6 protein-coding genes and 1 pseudogene are annotated in these 24,797 nt (G+C 74.0%); 2 read left to right on the forward strand and 5 right to left on the reverse strand.

The window, feature by feature from the left end:
* The 5 genes and pseudogenes from ACN6LD_RS33970 to mqnE all read right to left on the reverse strand — a co-directional run.
* Positions 1-126, reverse strand: a pseudogene (locus ACN6LD_RS33970) (dehypoxanthine futalosine cyclase); the annotation flags it as partial.
* Positions 127-161: 35 nt separating this feature from the next.
* Positions 162-1,061 carry a menaquinone biosynthetic enzyme MqnA/MqnD family protein gene (locus tag ACN6LD_RS33975; protein ID WP_445045167.1) on the reverse strand — a complete coding sequence of 300 codons (900 nt, stop codon included), beginning with the start codon at positions 1,059-1,061 and terminating at the stop codon, positions 162-164.
* A gap of 49 nt (positions 1,062-1,110) precedes the next feature.
* Positions 1,111-1,872 carry a thioesterase II family protein gene (locus tag ACN6LD_RS33980; RefSeq protein ID WP_319198302.1) on the reverse strand — a complete coding sequence of 254 codons (762 nt, stop codon included), beginning with the start codon at positions 1,870-1,872 and terminating at the stop codon, positions 1,111-1,113.
* Positions 1,873-1,997: 125 nt separating this feature from the next.
* Positions 1,998-2,315, reverse strand: coding sequence for a ferredoxin (locus tag ACN6LD_RS33985; protein ID WP_307059308.1), 318 nt, complete (start codon positions 2,313-2,315; stop codon positions 1,998-2,000).
* Between the two features lie 124 nt (positions 2,316-2,439).
* Positions 2,440-3,603 carry an aminofutalosine synthase MqnE gene (gene mqnE, locus ACN6LD_RS33990; protein ID WP_445045168.1) on the reverse strand — a complete coding sequence of 388 codons (1,164 nt, stop codon included), beginning with the start codon at positions 3,601-3,603 and terminating at the stop codon, positions 2,440-2,442.
* Between the two features lie 387 nt (positions 3,604-3,990).
* On the opposite strand from mqnE, the gene ACN6LD_RS33995 reads away from it, so the two are divergent.
* Positions 3,991-4,851: a 1,4-dihydroxy-6-naphthoate synthase gene (locus ACN6LD_RS33995; RefSeq protein WP_445045169.1), complete on the forward strand. Its 861-nt coding sequence runs from the start codon at positions 3,991-3,993 to the stop codon at positions 4,849-4,851.
* Positions 4,852-5,081: 230 nt separating this feature from the next.
* A complete protein-coding gene (locus ACN6LD_RS34000) occupies positions 5,082-24,782 on the forward strand; it encodes a type I polyketide synthase (RefSeq protein ID WP_445045170.1) in 19,701 nt (6,566 codons plus the stop codon).
* Positions 24,783-24,797: the final 15 nt, after the last annotated feature.

The raw sequence follows: 24,797 nt of genomic DNA on the forward strand, positions 1-24,797 counted from the left end.
GGCGGCGCCCAGCGCGTGCAGCGGGGCGTCGCGGTAGAGGTCGAGAGCCTCTTCGGGGGTGATCCGCCCACCGGCGGCGGCACGGTCGAGGACGGACTGGAGGCGGTGTTGCGGAGGTCGGGGCATGGTGGTGGCCGGGCCTTTCCGGTGGCGTGGGGCGTTCAGGGGGCGATGGGATCGAGCAGCCGGACGGCGACGTCGGGCGGGAAGCCCTCGTCGCCGCCGCCGACCTGGCGCGCGAATTCGGCGATGCCCGCGAGCTGTTCCTCGCCGAGACTGAAGTCGAGGGCCGTGGTGTAGTAGCGCTCGAGCGTCGCGGCGTCGAACTCCTCCCACTGGGCGGCCTGTTCGCAGACCTTCGCCACCTCCGCCAGGGACAGGTCCCGCGAGGCCAGCAGATCGGCGTGGACCTGGCGCACCAGTTCCGGTTCGCGGGCCAGGAAGTCGCGGCGCGCGGCGAACACGGCGAACACGAAGGGCAGTCCCGTCCAGTCCTTCCACATCCGGCCCAGATCGTGCACCTCCAGGCCCATCCGGGGCGCCTCGTGCAGGGCCGCGCGCAGGGCGGCGTCGCCGATGATCACCGCGGCCTTCGCCTCGGACATCATGGTGCGCAGGTCCGGCGGGCACACGAAGTACTCGGGGTTCACCCCGACGCGCTCCGTCAGCAGCAGCTGCGCCAGACGGACCGACGTGCGGCTCGTCGCGCCCAGTGCCACCGGCTGCCCGTCCAGTTCCCCGAGCGGTACCTGGCTGACGATCAGGCAGGACATGACGTCTCCGTCGCTGCCGACCGCGATGTCCGGCAGGGCGACCAGGTCGTCCGCATGCCGCAGGAACTCCAGGAGGCTGATCGGGCCCATGTCCAGATCGCCCGCGGCGAGCGCGTCGTTGAGGCCGTCCGGCGTGTCGGTGTGCAGATCCATGTCGAGGAGGGACCCGGTGCGGGCGAGTCCCCAGAACAGCGGCAGGCAGTTGAGGAACTGAATGTGGCCCACACGGGGCCGGCGCCGGCGCACAGGCGTCGACCGCACCGTGTCGGGCGCGAGTTGCTGGGTCATGGTGCACAACTCCCGGAAACGGGTCGAGGGGAGGGACAGAGAAACGCCGTCAGGCTCGGGGGACCGCGGCGGTGAAGTGCTCGTTCAGCACGGCCAGGACCTCGGCCGGCCGTTCCGAGAGGAAGAAGTGCCCGCCGGAGAAGACCCGCACGTCCGATGCGGCCTCGGTGTGCTCACCCCACGCGCGGGCTTCCTCCAACGACGTACGCGGGTCGGCGTCGCCGGTGAGGACGGTCACGGGGCAGCGCACCGCGGCGCCGGGCTCACAGCGGTACGTCTCGACGGCCCGGTAGTCGCTGCGGATCGCGGGCAGCACCATGCGCAGCAGCTCCTCGTCCTGGAGGACCTGGGCGTCGGTGCCGGCCAGAGCGCGCAGTTCGGCGATCACACCGTCGTCGTCGCGCATGTGCACGCTCTCGTTCCGCACCCGCGAAGGGGCGCGGCGCCCGGAGGCGAAGAGCCGGACGGGGCCCGCGCCGGTGCGCTCCATGCGGCGCGCGACCTCGAAGGCCACCAGGGCGCCCATGCTGTGACCGAAGAAGGTCGTGGGCCGGTCGTCGTCCCACTCCGCGAGGGCCGCGCAGACCTCGTCGGCGAGTGCGGCGATCGAGGCGGGGCCCGGTTCGTGCCGGCGGTCCTGACGACCGGGGTACTGGATGGCGGCGACATCGACGCCGGGGCTGAGCGCGGCGGCGACCGGCAGGTAGAAGCTGGCCGAACCGCCCGCGTGCGGGAAGCAGACCAGCCGCTCGGCCGCGTCGGAGGAGGGCCGGAACCTGCGGACCCACAGGTTGTCGGTGGTGGAACTCATCGGACGTGTGTCCTTCCCGTGCGTCGATGTAGCGGCCCGGCGGTGCGGTGGCCGGGGCGGTGCGGCGGCCCGGCCCGCCGGGCGGTGAATCCGGCCGCTCCGGGGCCGGGGGCGAGAACGGGGGCCTAGTCGGCGGCCTCGGGGCCGTACACCTCGACCCCGTCGGAGACACGGCGCACGTGGATGCATTCGCCGGGGCACTCCTTGACCGAGTCGACCACGTCGGTGAGCAGATCCAGGGCGAAGCGCGTCGTCGCTCCCGGAGCCTGGAGCAGTTCGTCCTGCTCGCTCTTGACGTAGGCGAGCCCGTCGACGTCCAGTTCGAACACCTCGGGGACGTACTGGGCACAGATCCCGTCGCCGGTGCACAGGTCCTGGTCGATCCAGACTTCCAGGTCCTCGTCATTCGTCGTCCGTGGGGACATAAACACCTGCCTGGCCATGTCGTCGTGGTGTGAACACGGTGCGCGGACATCTGCTCGAGACCGAGCGGCGTACGCACCGCACACGTGGGAAGTCGTGCACGCGGTACACGAAACGCCCGGCCGCTGCGGCCGGGCCGGCGGGTCACACCCGCATGGGCTGCGGCGACTCGCGCAGGGCCGGGTCGGGGCCGTCGTACTCGCGGATGATCTCGTAGCGGGTGTTGCGCTCCACCGGGCGGAACCCGGCGTCCCGGATGAGGTCCAGCAGGTCCTCGCGGGTCAGCTTGTTCGGCGTGCCGTAGTTGTCGGCGTCGTGCGTGATCTTGTACTCGACGACCGAGCCGTCCATGTCGTCCGCGCCGTGCTGCAGCGCGAGCTGCGCGGTCTGGACGCCGTGCATCACCCAGAAGACCTTCACGTGCGGGACGTTGTCGAAGAGCAGCCGCGAGACCGCGAACGTCTTCAGCGCCTCCGCGCCCGTCGCCATCGTCGTCCGGGCCTGGAGCCGGTTGCGGACCTTGCCGTCCTTCATGTCCACGAAGTCGTGCTGGTAGCGCAGCGGGATGAAGACCTGGAAGCCGTTCGTCTCGTCCTGCAGCTCGCGCAGCCGCAGGACGTGGTCGACGCGGTGGCGGGGCTCCTCGATGTGCCCGTACAGCATGGTCGACGGGGTCTTGAGCCCCTTCTCGTGCGCCAGGCGGTGGATCCGCGACCAGTCCTCCCAGTGGGTGCGGTGGTCCACGATGTGCCGGCGGACCTCCCAGTCGAAGATCTCCGCGCCGCCGCCGGTCAGCGACTCCAGGCCCGCGTCGATCAGCTCGTCCAGGATCTCCGAGGCCGTGAGCCCGCTGATCGTCTCGAAGTGATGGATCTCCGTCGCCGTGAACGCCTTCAGACCGACGTTGGGCAGCGCCTTCTTCAGCTCGCGCAGCGAGCGCGGGTAGTAGCGCCACGGCAGGTTCGGGTGCAGCCCGTTGACGATGTGGAGCTCCGACAGGTGCTCGTTCTCCATCGCCTTGGCCAGACGCACGGCCTCCTCGATGCGCATCGTGTACGCGTCCTGCTCGCCCGGCTTGCGCTGGAAGGAGCAGTAGGCGCACGAAGCGGTGCACACGTTCGTCATGTTGAGGTGACGGTTGACGTTGAAGTGGACCACGTCACCGTTCTTGCGGGTCCGCACCTCGTGCGCCAGTCCGCCCAGCCACGCCAGGTCGTCCGACTCGTACAGGGCGATGCCGTCCTCGCGGGACAGCCGCTCACCGGAGAGGACCTTCTCCTCCAGCTCGCGCTTGAGCCCAGCGTCCATGGCCGGGAACCTCCTCGTTCAGTGCCAGGCGGCCCGCATGGTGACGGTGCGCACGTGGCATGGGCGTGGTCTGCCGCGTCGACGGTCCCGAGGGCGCGACCGCGACGCCCCGCGGAACCGACCGTTCCGCCCGGTGGTGACCGGGCGGCACAGTACGGATCCGCACCACACGGCGACTCGTCGGTCCGACCGGCCTCGGCGACCCGCGGAACCGGCCAACGATCCGGCAGCCGCGGGTCCCCGGCCGGACGGCGGGCATCGACGCCGCGTCGGGTGGGGCCCGCTCATCCTCGCGGAGGGCAGTCTGGGGAAAACCCCACACCCGCAACGGCTTTGCTGAGGGCATCGCTGCCGTACCCACCACGGAGCAAGAAGGAAGGACCGGCCATGACGGCGCCCCTGACGCTCGCGCACTCGCCCTGCCCCAACGACACGTTCGTCTTCCACGCCTGGACCGAGGGGCTGCTCCCCGACGCGCCGGGCACACGGCTCACCCTCGCCGACATCGACATCGCCAACGGGCTCGCCGAACGCGGCGAACTGGACGTCCTGAAAGTCTCCTACGGGGTGCTGCCGCACATCCTCGCCGACTACGCGCTGCTGCCCTGCGGCGGCGCCCTGGGCCACGGCTGCGGTCCCCTCGTCCTGGTGGCGGAGCCCGGTGAGCCCGCCGCACTGGCCGGCGCCCGCGTCGCGGTGCCCAGCACCACGTCGACGGCCTACCTGCTGTTCCGGCTCTGGGCGGCCGACGCGATACCGGGCGGTGTCGGCGAGATCGTCGTCCTGCCGTTCCACGAGATCATGCCCGCCGTCCGGGACGGAGCCGTCGACGCCGGACTCGTCATCCACGAAGCTCGTTTCACCTACGGGCGCTACGGTCTGCACTGCACGGCCGACATGGGTGAGGAGTGGGAGAAGCGCACCGGACTGCCCATCCCGCTGGGCGCGATCGTCGCCCGCCGTTCCCTGGGGGAACCCGTACTGCGTCGGCTCACCGAAACGATCCGCGCTTCCCTCCGCGCGGCACGGGAAGATCCCGACGCCTCCCGCGCCCACGTCCTGCGGCACGCCCAGGAGATGGAACCGGACGTCGTCGACCAGCACATCGGCCTGTACGTCAACGAGTTCACCGCCGCACTCGGCCAGGACGGACTGTACGCCGTGCGCACCCTCCTGGACCGCTCGGCCGAGCTCGGCCTCCTGCCGCGCGTCGCCGAGAACGCACTGGACACGACCCTCCGTCTGTGAGCGCAGGGTCATGGTCCCGAAGCCCGGCCGGTCTCCGGCCCGCCCGGCAACGCTAGAAGTTCTCTTAGAGCCGCCCGGACCACAGCCCGAAACGGGCGCAACCCTTCCCATAATCGGCCCGAAGGACAGGCCCGGCACCGGGAGCGCCGCGGGCCCGTCCCGCGAGGGCATCGGACGGCACGCCGGCCCTCACCAGGCCCCGGCGCCCGCGAGGCGCCGGGGCCGGCCCGATGCCCGTGCCCCACCGCGAGCCTGTGTGCCCGCCGCCGAAGGGAGACCGATCCGTGAGCGAGGACAGGCTGCGCGAGTTCCTGACCCGAGTCTCCAGCGACCTCCAGCGCACCCGCGCCCGGCTGCGCCAGGTCGAGGGCAGGGCAACGGAACCGATCGCCGTCGTCTCCATGAGCTGCCGCTACCCCGGTGGGGTGCGCACGCCGGAGGACCTCTGGCGCCTCGTCGACACGGGCACCGACGGCATCTCCGCCTTTCCGGACAACCGCGGCTGGGACCTCGGCGCACTGTACGACCCCGATCCCGCCAACCCGGGCACCTGCTACACCCGGGAAGGCGGTTTCCTCCACGACGCCGCCGACTTCGACCCCGCCTTCTTCGGCATGTCCCCGCGTGAGGCCCTCGCCACCGACCCGCAGCAGCGGATGCTGCTCGAGATCGTCTGGGAATCCCTCGAACGGGCCGGCCTTCGCCCGGCCGACCTGCGCGGAAGCGCCACCGGAGTCTTCGCCGGAGTCATGTACAACGACTACGCCACCCGGTTCCCCGAGCCGCCCCCCGGCGTCGAGGGCCACCTCGGCAACGGCAGCGCCGCGAGCATCGCCTCGGGGCGCGTCTCCTACACCTTCGGCTTCGAGGGGCCCGCCGTCACGGTGGACACCGCGTGCTCCTCCTCCCTCGTCGCCCTCCACCTCGCGGTGCAGTCACTGCGGCAGGGTGAGTGCGACCTCGCCCTCGCGGGCGGTGTCGCGTTCATGTCGACGCCGGTCACCTTCCTGGAGTTCAGCCGACAGCGCGGACTCGCACCGGACGGACGCTGCAGGTCCTTCGCCGACGCCACCGACGGCACCGGCTGGAGCGAGGGCGCGGGCGTCCTCCTGCTCGAGCGCCTCTCCGACGCGCGTCGCAACGGCCACGAGGTGCTCGCCGTAGTCCGCGGCTCCGCCGTCAACCAGGACGGCGCGAGCAGCGGACTCACCGCTCCCAACGGACCGTCCCAGCAACGCGTCATCCGCCAGGCGTTGAGCTCCGCCGGGCTCTCGCCGCTGGACGTCGACGCGGTCGAGGCGCACGGCACCGGAACCACCCTCGGCGACCCCATCGAGGCCCAGGCACTCCTGGCAGCCTACGGACAGGACCGCGCCGAGGACCGTCCGCTCTGGCTCGGCTCCCTGAAGTCCAACATCGGTCACACCCAGGCCGCCGCCGGCGTCGGCGGTGTCATCAAGATGGTCATGGCGCTGCGCCACGCCCGCCTGCCCCGCACTCTGCACGTCGACGCGCCCACGACCAAGGTCGACTGGACCGAGGGCCACGTACGTCTCCTCACCGAGCCCGTCGTGTGGCCGCCCGGCGACCGGCCGCGGCGGGCCGGAGTGTCCGCATTCGGGGTCTCCGGCACCAACGCGCACGTCATCCTGGAGGAGACCCCGCCGAACGAGACCGAGGCCACGGAACCGGAAGACGGCGACACGGCACCCGAACCCACGGCGCCGCCGGTCGTCCCCTGGGTCCTCTCCGCCCGGACCGCCGACGCCCTGAGAACTCAGGCCGCCGCCCTGCTCGACCACCTCGACACGCACCCGGGGACCGACGACCTGGCCGTCGCCCACACGCTGACCCTTCGACGCTCCCTCTTCGAACAACGCGCCGTCGTCCTCGGCGCCGATCGCGAGACCCTCACCGCGGGCCTCGACGTCCTCGCCGCCGGCGGCACCTCACCCGACGTCATCACCGCGACCGCCCGCCGCGGTGGTCGGACGGGGTTCTTGTTCGCGGGTCAGGGTGCGCAGCGGGTGGGGATGGGGCGTGGGTTGTATGAGGCGTTTCCGGTGTTCGCGGAGGCGTTCGACGCGGTGTGCGCGCAGGTGGGGGGTGGGTTGCGGGATGTGATCTTCGGTGAGGACGTGGCGCTGCTGGAGCGTACGGAGTGGGCGCAGCCTGCGTTGTTCGCGGTCGAGGTGGCGTTGTTCCGTCTGGTGGAGTCGTTCGGGGTGCGTCCGGACTTCCTGATGGGTCACTCGGTCGGTGAGATCGCTGCCGCGCATGTGGCGGGTGTGTTCTCGCTGGAGGATGCGTGTGCGCTGGTGGTGGCGCGGGGTCGGTTGATGCAGGGGTTGCCGTCGGGCGGTGCGATGTTCGCCCTTCAGGCGTCCGAGGACGAGGTGGTGCCGCTGTTGGAGGGCCGTGGGGCGCAGGTGTCGGTCGCTGTGGTGAACGGTCCGCGGGCGGTGGTGGTCGCGGGTGTCGAGGCGGCCGTCACGGAGATCGCCGGTCAGCTCAAGGCGCAGGGCCGTCGGGTGTCGCGTCTGCGGGTGTCGCACGCGTTCCATTCACCGTTGATGGAGCCGATGCTGGAGGCTTTCCGTGAGGTCGCGGAGGGCGTCTCCTATGGCTCTGCGTCGGTTCCGTTGGTGTCGAATGTGTCGGGGCGGCTCGCTGTGGAGGGCGAGTTGGCGTCGGCGGAGTACTGGGTGCGGCATGTGCGTGAGGCGGTGCGGTTCGCCGACGGGATCGCTGCGCTGGCCGCCGAGGGAGTGACGCGGTTCCTGGAGATCGGCCCCGACGGAACCCTCACCGCCCTCGCCCGGACCGCTCTCGGGGACGGTGTCGTCTGCGTTCCCGTGCAGCGCAAGGGCCGCCCCGAAGTCGACGGCCTGTTCGCGGCGATGGCCGCTCAGCACGCCTGCGGACTTCCCGTCCGCTGGGACCGGATCTTCGCCGGCGTGCGCCCCGCGCCGCTGCCCACGTACGCCTTCCAGCGCACCCGGTACTGGCCCGAGGTGAAGAAGCGGGCCCTTGCGACGACGGCCGTGGTGACGGCCGGGGAGGCCGCGTTCTGGGCTGCCGTCGATCAGGGTGACGCCGATGAACTCGCCGGTGTCCTCGGCCTCGACGGCGGGGAGCTGAACGGTGTCGTGCCGGCGCTGGCGGAGTGGCGGCGTGCTCAGCTCGAGCGGACCGCCGTGGATTCGCTGCGCTACCGCGTCCGTTGGGATCGTCTGGCGACGGGCGGCGAGCGGACGGTCAACGGTCGGTGGCTGCTTCTGCAGGCCGGTGAGGACGAGGCGCTGCCCGGCATCGAGGAGTTCGTGCCGGGAGTCGAGCGCGTGGTCTGCGCCGCCCATGGGGAACGCACGGTTCTCCGCGATCTGTTCGGCGCGGCCGTGGCCGACGGCGTTCCCGTCGCCGGTGTGCTCTCGTGCCTGCCGGATGTGGACAGCGCTCTCGCCCTGGTGCAGGGCCACGGCGACGCCGGGCTCAGCGCGCCGCTGTGGATCGTCACCGGCGGAGCCGTGGCCGTGGGAGCCGGGACCGAGGCCGCGGTCGATCCCGGGGCGGCCTCCGTGTGGGGCCTCGGCCGGGTCGCAGCGCTCGAACACCCGGATGTCTGGGGCGGTTTGCTCGATCTGCCCACACGGCCGGACCGGCGCGCACTCGCTAGGGCCGCCGCCGTTCTGGAGGCCGCCGACGAGGACCAGGTCGCGGTGCGCGGCGCCCAGGCCTACGCCCGCAGGCTCGTGCCCGCTCCCGTCCCCGCCGGGACGGGGGAGTGGACGTCCCCGGAGCGCGTCCTGATCACCGGCGGCACCGGCGCCCTCGGTGCGCGCGTCGCGCACTGGGCCGTCGCGCGCGGGGCGCGCGAGCTGGTGCTGACCGGCCGTCGTGGACCCAAGGCTCCGGGTGCGGACGAGCTGCGCGCGCAACTCGCCGAGCTCGGCGCGCGGGTGGCCGTGGTGGCCTGCGACATGGGCGACCGTGACGCGGTCGAGCGGCTCCTCGCGGAGCACCCCGTGGACGCGGTGCTGCACTGCGCGGGCGTCCTCGACGACGAGGTCATCGCCGCCTGCTCGCCCGACCGGCTCGCGGCCGTGCTGCGGGCCAAGGCCGTGGCCGCCGACCACCTCGACGAGCTGACCCGTGACAGCGGCCTGTCGGCCTTCGTGACGTTCTCCTCGATCGCCGGCGTCTGGGGGAGCGGTGGGCAGGCCGCGTACGCCGCAGCCAACGCCCACCTGGACGCGCTGGTCGAACGCCGTCGCGCCCGCGGCCTGGCCGGCACCTCCGTGGCCTGGGGGCCGTGGGGCGACACCGGCATGGCCGCCGACGAGGAGGCGGCGAGGCTGCTGATCCGCAGGGGACTGCGGCCGCTCGATCCCGCTGCCGCGCTGACCGCGCTCGAGCGCGCACTGGCCGGCCGGGACACGACCGTGGTCGTGGCCGACGTGGACTGGGAGCGGTTCCTGGCCGCCTTCACCACCGGCCGCCCCAGCCCCCTGCTCGCCGTGCCGGGCGACACGGCCGCGGGACCGGCCGCGGACGGCGCCGTCACGGCGGCGGGCAGCACGCTGCGCGATCGTCTCGCGCCGCTCACCGCGGAAGAGCGCGAGGCCGGCCTGCTCGACCTGGTGTGCCGTCGTGCCGCCGCCGCGCTCGGCCACGCCGACCCGGGCGCGGTCACCGTGGGACGGGCCTTCCGCGACATGGGCTTCGACTCGCTGACCGCGGTCGAACTGCGCAACGACCTCACCGCCGAGACCGGCGTTCCGCTGCCGACCACGCTGGTCTTCGACCATCCCACGCCGCTCGCCGTCGCCGAGCACCTCCGGGACGTGCTGTTCCGGACCGTGGAGGTCCGGCACGAGGCCACGGCACGGATCGCCGACGACGACCCCGTGGTCATCGTCGGCATGGGCTGCCGTCTGCCCGGTGGCATCGACGGCCCCGACCAGCTGTGGGAGCTGCTGGCCGCGGGCGGCGACACCGTCGGCGGGTTCCCCGAGGACCGCGGCTGGGACCTGACGTCCCTGCTCGAGGTCAGCGACACGCGTTCCGGCGGCTTCCTGACCCGGGCCTCCGCCTTCGACGCCGCGTTCTTCGGCATCAGCCCCCGCGAGGCCCAGGCGCTCGACCCGCAGCAGCGGCTGGTGCTGGAAACCTCCTGGGAGGCGCTGGAGTTCGCCGGCATCGACGCCACCGCTCTGAAGGGCTCGCGCACCGGCGTCTTCGTCGGCGCCGGCAGTTCCGGCTACGCCACCGGTCTGACGGAGATCCCCGAGGGCCTCGGCGGACATCTGCTGACCGGCCAGGCGGGCAGTGTCGTCTCCGGCCGCATCGCCTACTCCCTCGGACTCGAGGGCCCGGCCGTCACCGTCGACACCGCCTGCTCCTCCTCCCTGGTCGCCCTGCACCTGGCCGCCCAGTCGCTGCGGTCCGGCGAGAGCGATCTGGCCCTCGCCGGGGGCGTGACGGTCATGGCCGACCCGGGCGCCTTCGTCGAGTTCAGCCTTCAGGGCGGACTGGCCCCGGACGGCCGGTGCAAGGCGTTCTCCGAGGAGGCCGACGGCACCGGCTGGGCCGAGGGTGTCGGCATCCTCGTCGTGGAGCGGCTGTCCGACGCCCGGCGCAACGGCCACCGTGTGCTGGCCGTCGTCGAGGGGACCGCCGTCAACCAGGACGGCGCGTCCAACGGTCTGACCGCCCCCAACGGGCCGTCGCAGCAGCGGGTCATCCGGCAGGCGCTGGCCTCGGCGGGGCTGTCCCCGCAGGACGTGGACGCCGTGGAGGCGCACGGCACCGGCACCACCCTCGGCGACCCCATCGAGGCCCAGGCGCTCATCGCGGCCTACGGGCAGGACCGCGACGAGGACCGGCCGCTGTGGCTCGGCTCCGTCAAGTCCAACCTGGGCCACACCCAGGCAGCGGCCGGAGCCGTCGGCGTCATCAAGATGGTCCTCGCCCTGCGCAACGGGACGCTGCCGACCACCCTGCACGCCGGCCGCCCCTCCTCCCGCGTCGACTGGAACACCGGTCGGGTCCGCCTCCTGGACCGGGCCGTGGCCTGGCACGCCGGTGACCGCACCCGCCGCGCCGGCGTCTCCGCGTTCGGCGTCTCCGGCACCAACGCGCACGTCATCCTCGCCGAACCGGCCGCCGCCGGGCACGAGCCGGGCGCTCCCCGCGCCGGCGGTACGGACCGCGAGCGGACCGCGCTGCCGTGGCTGTTGGCGGCGCGCAGCGCACCCGCCCTGCGCGACCAGGCGAGCCGGCTCCTCGCCCACCTGGAACAGCGCCCGCTTCTGGACGCCGCCGACGTCGCGCACTCGCTCGCCCTCACGCGTGCGCCGCTCGAACACCGAGCCGTCGTCACCGGCTCCGACCGTGCCGCACTGCTGGCCGGACTCCGTGCGCTCGCCTCGGGAGAGACGAGCCCCGCCGTGGTCACCGGGGACACCCTGAGCGGGGGCGGCACCGCGTTCCTGTTCGCCGGACAGGGCACCCAGCGCCCGGGGATGGGCCGCGGACTGCACGACGCGTTCCCCGTGTACGCCGACGCCTTCGAGACCGTCTGCGGGCACTTCGACGGACTCCTCGCACGGCCTCTGGCCGAGGTGGTGCACGAGGGCGACGCGGACACCCTGAACCGCACCGAGTACGCCCAGCCCGCCCTGTTCGCCGTGGAGGTCGCCCTCTTCCGCCTCCTGGAGTCGCTCGGGGCGCGGCCCACCCACCTGATCGGCCACTCCGTGGGCGAGATCGCCGCCGCTCACGTGGCCGGGGTGTTCAGCCTGCCCGACGCCTGCCGGCTGGTCGCCGCCCGCGGCCGGCTGATGCAGGCGCTGCCCGAGGGCGGCGCGATGATCGCCCTCCAGGCGTCCGAGGACGAGGTGCTGCCGCTGCTCGCCGGGTGTGAGGAGGCCATCGGGGTGGCGGCCGTCAACGGACCCCGGTCCGTGGTCGTCTCCGGCGACGAGGACGCCGTTCTCGCCGTCGCCGCCCACTTCGCGGAGCAGGGCCGCAAGACCACCCGGCTGCGGGTCGCTCACGCCTTCCACTCGCCGCGCATGCAGCCGATGCTCGAGGACTTCCGGGCCGTGGCGGACACCGTCGCGTACACCGAGCCCCACGTCCCCGTCGTCTCCGACCTCACCGGCCGCGTCGCCGAACCCGGCCTGCTGACGGACGCCGCGTACTGGGTGCGGCACGTGCGGCACGCCGTACGGTTCGCCGACGCGGTCGCCGCCCTGGAGGAGCAAGGCGTCGTCCGCCTCGTCGAACTCGGCCCCGACACCACCCTGACCGCCCTGGCCCAGGGATCCTGGCAGGGCAGCGCGCCGCTCGCCGTGCCCACGCTGCGCGACGACCGCGACGAAGCGGAGACGTTCCTGACCGCGGTCGGCGCCCTGCACACCCACGGCGCACCCGTCGACCGGCGCGCCGTGCTCCACGCCACCGCGCCCGGCGCCCGCCCGGTGGAACTGCCCACCTACGCCTTCCAGCACCGGCCATACTGGATCGAGGCGGGGGCTGCCGGGGGCGACCCGGCCGCCGCCGGACTCATTCCCGCCGACCACCCCCTGCTCGGCGCGGTCGTCCCGTCCGCCGTCGACGACTCCCTGCTGTTCACCGGCCGCCTCGGCACCCGAGCCGCGAGCTGGCTCGCCGCACACCGCATCGGCGGCACAGCCGTCGTCCCGAGCACCGCCTTCCTCGAGCTCGCCCTCGCCGTCGGCGCCCACGCGGGCTGCCCGCAGGTTCGGGAACTGGTCCTGGAACGCCCGCTGTCACTGCCCGAGCACGACGCCGTCGCCCTGCAGATCCGCGTGGAGGCGCCCGACGCCCGCGGTGACCGTGCCTTCGCCGTCCACGCACGCCCGGCCGCCGGCGCCGGCGCCGCGTGGAGCCGGCACGCCGCCGGTGTCCTCACGGCGCAGACCGAACCGGCCCCGGACCATGACCTGACGGCATGGCCGCCGCCCGGCGCCGAGGAACTGGACGCCGAGGGGCTGTACACGCGGCTGCGGGAGGCAGGTCTCGACTACGGGCCCGTCTTCCAGGGCCTGTCGGCAGTCTGGCGGGACCGGACCGCCGTGTACGCCGAGGTCTCGCTCCCCGAGTCCGCCACGGCCGACGCCGGCCGCCACGACCTGCACCCGGCCCTGCTCGACGCCGCCCTGCACCCGTTGGGCCTCGGGACGTTCGACGGCCTGGGCGAGGGACGCATGCTGTTCTCCGCCGGCGCCGTCCGGCTGTTCGCCACCGGCGCCACGACGCTGCGCGTCCGCCTGGAGCGCACCGGAGCGGACACGCTGTCCCTCACCGCCGCCGACGCGGTCGGCGACCCCGTCCTCGCCGTCGGGTCGCTGCTGCTGCGGCCGGCGCCCGGGGCGTCCACGACCTCGGCTGCCGCCGCCCGCCCGGAGACCGGGCCCGTCCCGGAACCGGGCCGCCGCCGGGCCGCCGCCCGTACCCAGCCCCCCGGCAGCCTCCTCGAACGGCTGGCCGGCAGGCCGGCCGCGGAACGCGAGCGCGCACTTCTCGCCACCGTACGGGACCGGGTCGCCGCCGTGCTCGGCCACAGCGGTCCCGACGAGGTCGAACCCGCCAGACCCTTCACCGACCTCGGCCTCACCTCCCTCACCGCGGTCGAACTGCGCAACGGACTCAGCGCGGCCCTCGGCGTCACCCTGCCCGCCACGCTCGTCTTCGACCACCCGACCCCGGCCGTCCTCGCCCGCCACCTCGCCGACGACCTGTTCGGCGCCGTCGTCACCGGCGTGCCCGCCCGCGTCCGCCGTGCCGTCGACGACGACCCCATCGCGGTCGTCGGCATGGCCTGCCGCTACCCCGGCGGCATCGCCGGGCCCGAGGACCTGTGGGACCTGGTGCGCGCCGGAGTGGACGGCATCTCGCCCCTGCCGACCGACCGCAACTGGAATCCCGAGCGGCTCTACCACCCCGACCCCGACCACCCGGGCACGGTCTACACCCGGGAAGGCGGGTTCCTCCACGACGCGAGCAGCTTCGACCCGGCGTTCTTCGCGATCAGTCCGCGCGAGGCCCTCGCCATGGACCCCCAGCAGCGTCTGCTCCTCGAAGTGTCCTGGGAGGCACTGGAGCGCGCCGGCGTCGACCCCGTCGCCGCCCGCGGCTCCGACACCGGCGTCTTCGCCGGCGTCACCTACCAGGACTACGTGACGATCCTCGCCGCCTCCGACGACAACTTCGAGGGTTACGTGGGCACCGGCAACTCGCCCAGCGTGCTGTCCGGCCGCATCTCCTACGCCCTCGGGCTGGAAGGCCCGGCCGTCTCCGTCGACACCGCCTGCTCGTCCTCCCTGGTCGCCCTGCACCTGGCCGCCCAGTCGCTGCGTCAGGGAGAATGCGAACTCGCCCTGGCCGGCGGTGTCACCGTGATGTCGACGCCGGGCTCGCTCATCGAGTTCAGCCGCCAGCGCGCCCTCGCGGAGGACGGCCGCTGCAAGCCGTTCTCCGCGGACGCCGACGGCGCGAGCTGGGCCGAGGGCGTCGGCATGATCGTCCTGGAACGCCTCTCCGACGCGCGCCGCAACGGTCACCAGGTGCTCGCCGTCGTCAGCGGCTCCGCCCTCAACCAGGACGGCGCGTCCAACGGTCTGACCGCCCCCAACGGGCCGTCGCAGCAGCGGGTCATCCGCCAGGCGCTGGCCTCGGCGGGGCTGTCCCCGCAGGACGTGGACGCCGTGGAGGCGCACGGCACCGGAACCACCCTCGGCGACCCCATCGAGGCCCAGGCGCTGATCGCGGCCTACGGCCAGGACCGCGACGAGGACCGGCCGCTGTGGCTCGGCTCGTTGAAGTCCAACATCGGGCACAGCCAGGCCGCCGCAGGCGTCGGCGGCGTCATCAAGATGGTCATGGCCCTGCGCGAAGGGATCCTGCCGCGCACCCTGTACGCGGACGAGCCGACCCCGCACGTCGACTGGAGCGCCGGCCGGGTCCGGCTGCTGAGCGAGGAACAGCCCTGGCCCGTCACCGGCCGCGCCCGTCGCGCCGGAGTGTCCTCCTTCGGCATGAGCGGCACCAACGCGCACGTCATCGTCGAGCAGGCGCCCGATGCCCCGGCGCTGCCCGCCGAACGCGCCGCGCTGCCCGCCGTCCCCGTGCTGCTCTCCGCCCGCACGCCCGCCGCGCTGCGCGCCCAGGCCGTCCGGCTGCGCGCCTGCCTGCGCGCCCGGCCCGGCACGTCCCTCACCGACCTCGGCTACACCCTCGCCGTCGGACGCGCCTCCTTCGCCCACCGCGCCGCCGTCCTGGCCGACGACGCGGACCGGCTCGACGAGACGCTCGCCGCACTCGCCGCCGACGGACCGCTCAGCGCGCCCGCAGTGGTCGGAGCGGCCGTCCCCGGAGGCGACGAACCCGTTCTGGTCTTTCCGGGACAGGGCGCCCAGTGGGTCGGCATGGCCCGCGAACTCCTCCACGAGTCGCCGGTGTTCGCCGAACAGATCGACCGCCTCGAGCAGGCGCTCGCCCCGCACGTCGACTGGTCCCTGACGGCGGTGCTGCGGGGCGACGAGGACAGCGCCGACCTCGGTCGCGTCGACGTCGTGCAGCCCGCCCTGTGGGCCGTCATGGTGGCGACCGCCGCCCTGTGGCGAGCCCACGGCGTCCGTCCGGCCGCCGTCGTCGGACACTCCCAGGGCGAGATCGCGGCCGCGTGCGTCGCCGGCGCCCTGAGTCTGGAGGACGGCGCCCGCGTCGTCGCCCTGCGCAGCCGGGCCATCACCGGCATCGCCGGCGCCGGCGGCATGATGTCCGTGCCGCTGTCGGCCGACGACACCCGCGCCCGCATGGCGCCGTGGGCGGACCGGCTCGCCGTCGCGGCCGTCAACGGCCCCGCGTCCGTCGTCGTCTCCGGCGAGGCCGGCGCCCTGGACGAACTGCACGCCGCCCTCACCGGTGACGGCATCCGGGCCCGCAAGGTCAACGTGGACTACGGGTCGCACTCCGCACAGGTCGAGGCGATCCGGGACACCGTCCTCGCCGCCCTGGACGGCATCACGCCGCGAGAGGCGGACATCCCCTTCCGCTCCTCCCTCACCGGCGACTGGTTCGACACCACCGGGCTGACCGCCGACTACTGGTACGCCAACCTGCGCGAGACCGTCCGCTTCGAGGAGGCCGTGCGCGGCCTGATCGCCGCCGGACACCGCACCTTCGTCGAGGTCGGACCGCATCCCGTGCTCGCGGTCGGACTGCGTGACACCCTCGACGCGGCCGGAGCGGACGGCGCCGTCCTCGGCTCCCTGCGACGCGACCGGGGCGACCTCAGGCAGTTCCTCGGCGCGCTCGCCGAGGCCCACGTGCACGGCGTCGGCATCGACTTCGAAGCCCTCTTCGCCGGCACCGGCGCCACCCGCACCGACCTGCCCACCTACCCGTTCGAGCACCGGCGCTACTGGCCGACCCTGCGGGAGGCGGTCGCCGCCGACCTCGCCGCCGACGGCGGGCTCACCGCCGACTCCGTCGAGGCCCGCTTCTGGCAGACCGTGGAGCAGGAGGACCTGGAGAGCCTGACCGACGCCCTCGACCTGCCCGCCGACGCCCCGCTCAGCACCGTGCTGCCCGCGCTGGGCAGCTGGCGGCGCGCCCGCCGGGCACTGGCCGCCACCGACGCCCTGCGCTACCGCGTCGCCTTCACGCCGCTCGACCCGGGCCCGGCCACCCTCACCGGAACCTGGCTGCTGCTCGCCCCCGCCGACGCCGCCGGCCACACCGCACTCGCCGACGCGGTCGCCGACGCGCTCGCCGCGGGCGGCGCCCGCACGGTCCGGCGGATCGTCCTGCCGGACGGCGGCGCCGACCGGGCCGCGCTCGCCGGCCTCCTCACCGCCGACGAGGACACGGGACGCGTCGACGGCCTGCTCTCCCTGCTCGCACTCGACACCCGCGACCACCCCGCCCACCCGGCAGTCCCGGTCGGTCTCGCCTCGACGCTCGCCCTGGTGCAGGCGCTCGGCGACCTCGGCGTCGACGCACCCCTGTGGTGCGCGACCCGCGGCGCCGTCGCGGTGGGCGCGGCCGATCCCGCGCCGGACGCCGCCCAGGCCCTCGTCTGGGGCTTCGGCCGGGTCGCCGCCATGGAGCACGCCGAGCGCTGGGGCGGCCTGATCGATCTGCCCGCCGACCTCGACGCCCGCTCCGCCACCCGCCTGACCGCCGTCCTCGCCGCCCCCGGCCAGGAGGACCAGATCGCGCTGCGCGCCACGGGCGCCCACGGCCGGCGGCTGGTCCACGCCCCGGCCGCGGACGTCCTCGCCGAGCCCTGGCAGCCCCGCGGAACCGTCCTGGTCACCGGGGGCACGGGAGCCCTGGGCGGCCACGTCGCCCGTTGGCTCGCCGACCGCGGCGCGACCCGTCTCGTGCTGGCCGGCCGCCGCGGCGCCGACGCGCCGGGCGCCGTCGACCTGCGGGACGAACTCACCGCCCGTGGAGTCGACGTCACCCTCGCGGCCTGCGACGTGTCCGACCGGACCGCCCTCGCCGGCCTGCTCGCCGCGGTCCCCGCGGACCTGCCGCTGGACGCGGTGTTCCACGTCGCCGGCGCCCTCGACGACGGTGTGATCGAATCGCTCGGCGCCGACCGCATGGAGCCGGTCCTGCGCGGCAAGGCCGTCGCCGCCCGGGCCCTGCACGAACTCACCCGCGATCTCGACCTCTCCGCCTTCGTCATGTTCTCCTCCACCGCGGGCGTCCTGGGCGGCGCGGGACTCGGCAACTACGCTCCCGGCAACGCGTATCTCGACGCCCTCGCCGCCGAACGCCGAGCCGCCGGGCTTCCCGCCACGGCCGTCTCCTGGGGCCTGTGGGCCGAGGGCGGCATGGTGGGAGACGCCGCCGGCGACCGCATGCGCCGTTACGGAGTGCACCCCATGGACACCGCCGAGGCCTGCGAGGCCCTCGGCCGTGCCCTCGACCTCGGCGACACCCACGTCGTCGTCACCGACCTGCGCTGGGACACCTACGCGCTGTCCTTCACCGCCCCGCGGCCGACCCGCCTCCTCGACGAACTGCCCGCCGCACGGCGGGCGTTGCAGACCGCCCCGCAGGACACGACGGCTGATGCCGAGGTGTCGTCGCTCCACGCCCACCTGACGGCCCTGCCCGACTACGAACGGGCCGGCGCCGCCCTGGAGATCGTCCGCGGGCACGTCGCGAGCGTCCTCGGATACCCCTCGGCCGACGCCGTCGAACCCGAACGTCCCTTCACCGACCTCGGCATCGACTCGCTCAGCGCCATAGAACTGCGCAACGGCATGAACCGCGTCACCGGCCTGCGCCTGCCGAGCACCCTCGTCTTCGACCATCCCGACTGCCGGGCGCTGGCCGACTTCCTGCTCACCCAGGTCGCCGAGGACACCGCACCCGCCGCGCCGGACGAAGCCCGGCGCCGCACCGTGGCCGACGACGACCCGATCGCCGTCGTCGCCATGGGCTGCCGGTTCCCCGGCGGCATCAGCACCCCCGACCAGCTGTGGCGGATGCTCCTGGACGGTGAAGAGGGCCTCGTCCCCTTCCCCGCGGACCGCGGCTGGGACCTCGACGCCCTCTACGACCCCGAGCCCGGGAAGGCCGGCGCCGTCTACACCCGGACCGGCGGATTCCTCAGCGACGCGGGCGGATTCGACCCGGCGTTCTTCAACATCTCGCCGCGCGAGGCCGTGGCGATGGACCCGCAACAGCGGCTCCTGCTGGAAATGGCGTGGGAGACGTTCGAGCGGGCGGGGATCGATCCGCGGTCGCTGCGCGGCAGCCGGACCGGGGTGTTCGCCGGCACCAACGGCCAGGACTACACCGGAATGCTCGCCGCCTCCGGCGAGGACTTCGAGGGCTACATGCTCACCGGAAACGCGGCCAGCGTCGTCTCCGGCCGGCTGTCCTACACCTTCGGGCTGGAAGGCCCGGCGGTCACCGTCGACACCGCCTGCTCCGCCTCCCTCGTCGCCCTGCACCTCGCCGCGCAGTCCCTGCGCACGGGCGAATGCGACCTCGCCCTCGCCGGCGGCGTCACGGTCATGGCCTCACCCGGTCTGTTCGTGGACTTCAGTCGTCAGCAGGGGTTGGCGGTGGACGGTCGGTGCAAGGCGTTCGCGGAGGCGGCGGACGGGACGGGGTTCTCGGAGGGGGGTGGTCTGTTGTTGGTGGAGCGGTTGTCGGATGCGCGTCGGCTGGGGCATCCGGTGTTGGCGGTGGTGCGGGGTTCGGCGGTGAATCAGGACGGTGCGTCGAACGGGTTGAGTGCGCCTAACGGTCCGTCGCAGCAGCGGGTGATCCGGGCTGCGTTGGCGGATGCGGGTGTGTCCGGGGTGGATGTGGACGTGGTGGAGGCGCACGGTACGGGGACGCGGTTGGGTGATCCGATCGAGGCGCAGGCGTTGTTGGCGACCTATGGTCAGGGTCGTTCGGTGGATCGGCCGTTGTGGTTGGGGTCGGTGAAGTCGAATGTGGGTCATACGCAGGCGGGGGCCGGTGTGGCGGGTGTGATGAAGATGGTGTTGGCGATGCGGTCGGGTGTGGTGCCGGCGACGTTGCATGTGGATGAGCCGTCGTCGCATGTGGACTGGTCGTCGGGTGCGGTGGAGTTGGTGACGGCGGCGCGGGTCTGGGAGGAGGAGGCCGGGCGTCCGCGGCGTGCGGGTGTGTCGTCGTTCGGTATCAGCGGCACCAATGCGCACGTCATTCTGGAGGGCGTCGCCGACGAGGCGTACGACGAAGGCGCGGCCGACGGACCGCACGACACGTCCGACGCCGACGGCACGGACGCCCCGCCCACCCCGTGGGTCCTCACCGCACGCAGCCGTGACGCCCTGCGCGCCCAGGCCGCCCGACTCCTCGAGCACCTGCGGGAGTCGCCCGACACCGGCGTCGCCGACATCGGCCTGTCACTCGCCGCGACCCGCACCGCCTTCGAACACCGCGCCGTAGTCCTCGGCGCCGACCGGGCGGCGCTGACCGACGGACTGCGGCTGATCGCCTCCGGCGAGAGCGGACCGCACACGGTCACCGGCGTCCGCCGCGGTGAGGGCAAGACCGCCTTCCTCTTCTCCGGGCAGGGCGCGCAGCGACCGGGCATGGGACGCGGACTCTACGAAGCGTTCCCGGTCTACGCGGCCGCCTTCGACGCCGTCTGCGCCCATCTCGGCGACGAACTGCGCGACCTCGTCCTCGGCGGCGAAGCCGAGCAGCTGAACCGCACCGAGTGGGCCCAGCCCGCGCTGTTCGCCGTCGAAGTGGCCCTGTACCGCCTGCTGGAGTCGTGGGGCGTCCGCCCGGACCATGTCGCCGGCCACTCCGTCGGCGAGATCGCCGCGGCCCATGTCGCCGGAGTGTTCTCGCTCCAGGACGCCTGCGCCCTGGTCGCCGCCCGTGGCCGGCTCATGCAGGAACTGCCCTCAGGGGGCGCGATGTTCGCGCTCGAAGCCACCGAGGACGAGGTACTGCCCTTGCTGGAGGGGCTCCGCGACGCGGGCATCGCCGCGGTGAACGGCCCGCGCTCGGTGGTCGTCTCCGGCGCCGAGGACTCGGTCACCGGCATCGCCGCACGCTTCTCCGCCGACGGGCGACGCACCACCCGGCTGCGGGTCAGCCACGCCTTCCACTCCCCGCTCATGGAGCCGATGCTCGACGCGTTCCGCGAGGTCGCCGCGAGCATCGCCTACGAGGCGCCCCGGATGTCGGTGGTCTCCAACGTCACCGGCAGCGCCGCCGGCGGCGAACTCCAGGACCCGGAGTACTGGGTGCGCCATGTGCGCGACGCCGTCCGCTTCGCCGACGGCGTCCGCCGGCTCGCCGAGCACGGTGTCGACCGGTTCCTGGAGGTCGGTCCCGACGGCACCCTCACCGCGATGGCGCAGAGCTGCCTGCCGGACGCCGAAGGCGCCCTCCTCGTGCCGTCGTTGCGCAAGGACCGTGGCGAGCGCGAGACGCTGCTCGACGCCGTCGCCCAGGCCTTCGCGCACGGCCTGCCGGTGGACTGGCCGCGACTGTTCGACGGCGCCGCCGCCCGCACCGTTCAGCTGCCCACGTACCCCTTCCAGCGCCGCCGCTTCTGGCCGAGGCCGCCCCTGCTCCTCGGCGACGTCACCTCCGCGGGGCTGGGCGCGAGCAGCCATCCCCTGCTGGGCGCGGCCGTGGAACTGGCCGACGGCGACACCCAGGTCCTCACCGGCCGGCTCGCACTCGGCAGCAGCCCGTGGCTCAAGGACCACGCGCTCACCAGCACCGCCCTGTTCCCGGCGACCGGGTTCCTCGACCTGGCCCTGCACGCCGGCGCCCGGACCGGTTGCGAACAGGTCGCGGAGCTGACGATCCTGGCCCCGCTCACCCTGCCCGCCCAGGGCGGTGTCCAGGTCCAGGTACGGGTCGAGGCCCCGGACGCCACCGGCGCCCGCCCCCTGACCGTGCACGGCCGGCCCGACGCAGCCGAGGCCGGCGCACCGTGGACCCTGCATGCCGGCGGTCTGCTCACCGCCGCCGCCGAACCGGCTGCCGCACCGTACGACTTCACCGTCTGGCCGCCCGAACACGGCACGGAGGTCCCGCTCGACGGCTTCTACGAGGCCTTCGCCGACCGCGGCCACCTCTACGGCCCGCTGTTCCAGGGGCTGACCCGGGTCTGGACGCGCGGCGAGGAGGTGTTCGCCGAGGTCGAGCTGCCCGCGGACGCCGCCCCGGCAGCCGACGCCTTCGACCTGCACCCGGCCCTGCTCGACGCCGCGCTGCACGCCGTGATGTTCGTGCCCATGAAGGACGCCGGACGGCTGCCCTTCTCGTGGAGCGACGTACGCCTGGACGCCGTCGGCGCCTCGGCGCTGCGGCTGCGGATGGTCCAGGAAGGCCCGGAGGCCGTCGGCCTCGCCCTCGCCGACCCGACGGGCCGCCCGGTCGGGTCCGTCGGCTCGCTCACCCTGCGCGAGCTGACCGGCGATCTGGCGGGCTCCACCGTCGGCGCCCCCGACCGTCGTGGCCTGTACGAACTGGACTGGCAGCCGCTGGCCGCGGCGGACGCCGTCGCTCCGGCCGCATGGACGATCGTCGGCGCGGACGAGGCGGAGGCACTGGCCGGCGCATTGCGCGCCTCCGGTCACACCGTGCGCCGCGTCCCCGGCCTCGACGCCCTGGCGGAGGCCGGGGAGGCGCCCGACACCGTCCTGTACGCCGTGCCCGTCACGGCGGGCGTCCAGGGCGACGCCGCCGACCTCGCCGACGCGGCCCGCACGACCCTCGCCGAGGCGCTCGCCGTCGTCCGGCAGTGGGCGGACGACCCGGTGTTCGCGCACGCCCGGCTGGCCGTCGTCACCCGTGACGCCGTCCCCGCGGGCCCCCGCCCGGCCGATCCGGCGCAGGCGGCGGTCTGGGGCCTCGTGCGGGCCGCCCGCACCGAGAACCCGGGCCGCTTCGTCCTCGCCGACACCGACGGCGGCGACGCCTCGGCGGGGGCACTGCCCGCCGTGCTCGGCGACGACGCGTTCGAACTCGTCGTCCGGGACGGGGTGGTGGCCGCACCGCACATCGTCCCGCTGGCCGCAGACCGTGCCCTTCTCCCGCCCGCCGGGACCGCCGCCTGGCGGCTCGGCGTGGAACACAAGGGAAGTCTGGACGGCCTGCGTCTCGAGGCCTGCCCGGAGGTCGACGCGGCGCTCGCCCCCCACGAGGTGCGCATCTCGATGCGCGCCGCCGGCGTCAACTTCCGCGACGTCCTCACCGCGCTCGGCATGTACCCCGGCGACGCCACCGCGATCGGCCTGGAGGGCGCCGGCGTGGTCACCGGGGTCGGCGCCGAGGTGACCGTCCTCGCCCCCGGGGACCGGGTGATGGGCATGTTCGCCGGCGCCTTCGGGCCCGTCGCGGTCGCCGACGCCCGGATGGTCACGCGGATCCCGAAGGGCTGGAGCTTCGCCGAGGCCGCGACCGTCCCCATCGCCTACCTCACCGCCTACTACGCGCTGGTCGACCTCGGCGGACTCGAGCCCGGCGAGAGCGTTCTCGTGCACGCTGCGGCCGGCGGCGTCGGCTCGGCCGCCGTCCAGCTCGCCCGGCACCTCGGAGCCGAGGTCTACGGCACCGCGTCACCCGCCAAGTGGGACGCGCTGCGCGCCGCCGGCCTCGACGACGCCCATACCGCCTCCTCCCGCGACCTCGGCTTCGAGGAGCGGCTGCGCACCGCCACCGACGGCCGTGGTTTCGACGTCGTCCTCGACTCGCTGGCCCGGGAGTTCGTCGACGCCTCCCTGCGGCTGCTGCCGCGCGGCGGCCGCTTCCTGGAGATGGGCAAGACCGACGTACGCGACACCGGGCAGGTCGCCGCCGACCATCCCGGCGTCGTCTACCGGGCGTTCGACCTGATCGAGGCCGGCCCCGACCGGATCGGCGAGATGCTGGCCGACCTGGCCGACCTGTTCGGGCGCGGCGTGCTCAGGCCGCTGCCGATGGCCGTATGGGACGTACGCAGGGCGCCTGACGCCTTCCGGTTCGTCAGCCAGGCACGGCACATCGGCAAGGTCGTGCTGACCCTGCCGACCGAGCCCGACCCGGCCGGCACGGTCCTGCTCACCGGCGGACTCGGCGGACTCGGCCGCATCGTCGCCCGCCATCTCGTCGCCGAGCACGGTGTACGGCACCTGCTGATCGCCGGCCGGCGCGGCCCGGACGCGCCCGGCGCCGCCGAACTGCGCGCCGAACTCCGCGAGTCGGGAGCCGACGTCACGGTGGCCGCCTGCGACGTGGCCGACCGCACCGCGCTCGCCGCGCTCCTTGCGGGCATCCCCGCCGACCGGGCGCTGACGGCCGTGATCCACACCGCGGGTGTCCTCGCGGACGGCGTGCTGTCCTCGATGACACCGGACCGACTGGACGAAGCGCTGCGTCCCAAGGCCGACGCCGTGGTCGCACTGCACGAACTGACCCGCGACCTCGACCTCGCCCGATTCGTGGTCTTCTCCTCCGTCGCCGGCACGTTCGGCGGAGCGGGCCAGGCCAACTACTCGGCCGCCAACGCCTTCCTGGACGCCTTCGCGCACCACCGGCGCGCCCAGGGCCTGCCCGCCGCGTCGCTCGCCTGGGGCACCTGGCTGCCCGAGGCGGGCATGACCGGAGAGCTCGGCGACGCCGACCGCGAACGGCACGCCCGAACCGGCATGGCGCCGCTCGACGCCGCTGCCGGCATGCGGCTCCTGGACGCAGCCGTCGGCACCGACCGGGCCGCACTGCTGCCGATGGACCTGGACCCGGCCGCGCTGCGCGAACACCACGACGTCCTGCCGGTGCTCCTGCGCGGCCTCGTCCGAACCCCCGCCCGGCGCCGCGCCACCGCCGCCGGGACGACACCCGTCACCGGGGCTCCGCAGTCGCTGGCCGACCGGCTGGCTCCGCTGTCCCGCGCGGACCGCGACCAGCTCCTCCTCGACGTGGTCGCCGAGCAGGCCGCCGCCGTCCTCGGACACGGCTCGGCGGACGACATCGATCCCGAACAGACCTTCCAGGAGCTGGGCTTCGACTCGCTGACGGCGGTCGAGCTGCGCAACCGGCTCGGCGCCGTCACCGGCCTGCGGCTGCCCGCCACCCTCGTCTTCGACTACCCGACCGCCCTGGCCCAGGTCCGGTACCTGCTGAACGAACTGTCCCTGCCCGAGCCGCCCGGCACCGCGCAGGCCCTCCTCGCGGAGATGGACCGCCTCGAAGGCTCCCTGGCGGACGCCGACATGGCCGGTGAGGACCACGAGAAGGTCACCGCCCGGCTGCGCGAGCTGCTCTCCCGCTGGCAGGGCGAGCCCCTCATTCCGGTCGCCGTTCCCGCCGCCCGGGACGACGAGCTCGCCGACGTCGAGACGGCGGGCGACCTCTTCGACCTGATCGACCGCGAGCTGGGGGACGCATGAGCGCCCCGCAGGTCC

It is taken from the genome of Streptomyces sp. SAS_272 (genome assembly GCF_052543235.1).

Excerpts from the sequence above, each read along its gene's own strand:
- ACN6LD_RS34000 (WP_445045170.1), top strand. The coding sequence starts at position 5,082 with ATGCCCGTGCCCCACCGCGAGCCTGTGTGCCCGCCGCCGAAGGGAGAC.
- ACN6LD_RS33995 (WP_445045169.1), top strand. The coding sequence starts at position 3,991 with ATGACGGCGCCCCTGACGCTCGCGCACTCGCCCTGCCCCAACGACACG.
- ACN6LD_RS33985 (WP_307059308.1), bottom strand. The coding sequence starts at position 2,315 with ATGGCCAGGCAGGTGTTTATGTCCCCACGGACGACGAATGACGAGGAC.
- ACN6LD_RS33975 (WP_445045167.1), bottom strand. The coding sequence starts at position 1,061 with ATGACCCAGCAACTCGCGCCCGACACGGTGCGGTCGACGCCTGTGCGC.
- ACN6LD_RS33980 (WP_319198302.1), bottom strand. The coding sequence starts at position 1,872 with ATGAGTTCCACCACCGACAACCTGTGGGTCCGCAGGTTCCGGCCCTCC.
- mqnE (WP_445045168.1), bottom strand. The coding sequence starts at position 3,603 with ATGGACGCTGGGCTCAAGCGCGAGCTGGAGGAGAAGGTCCTCTCCGGT.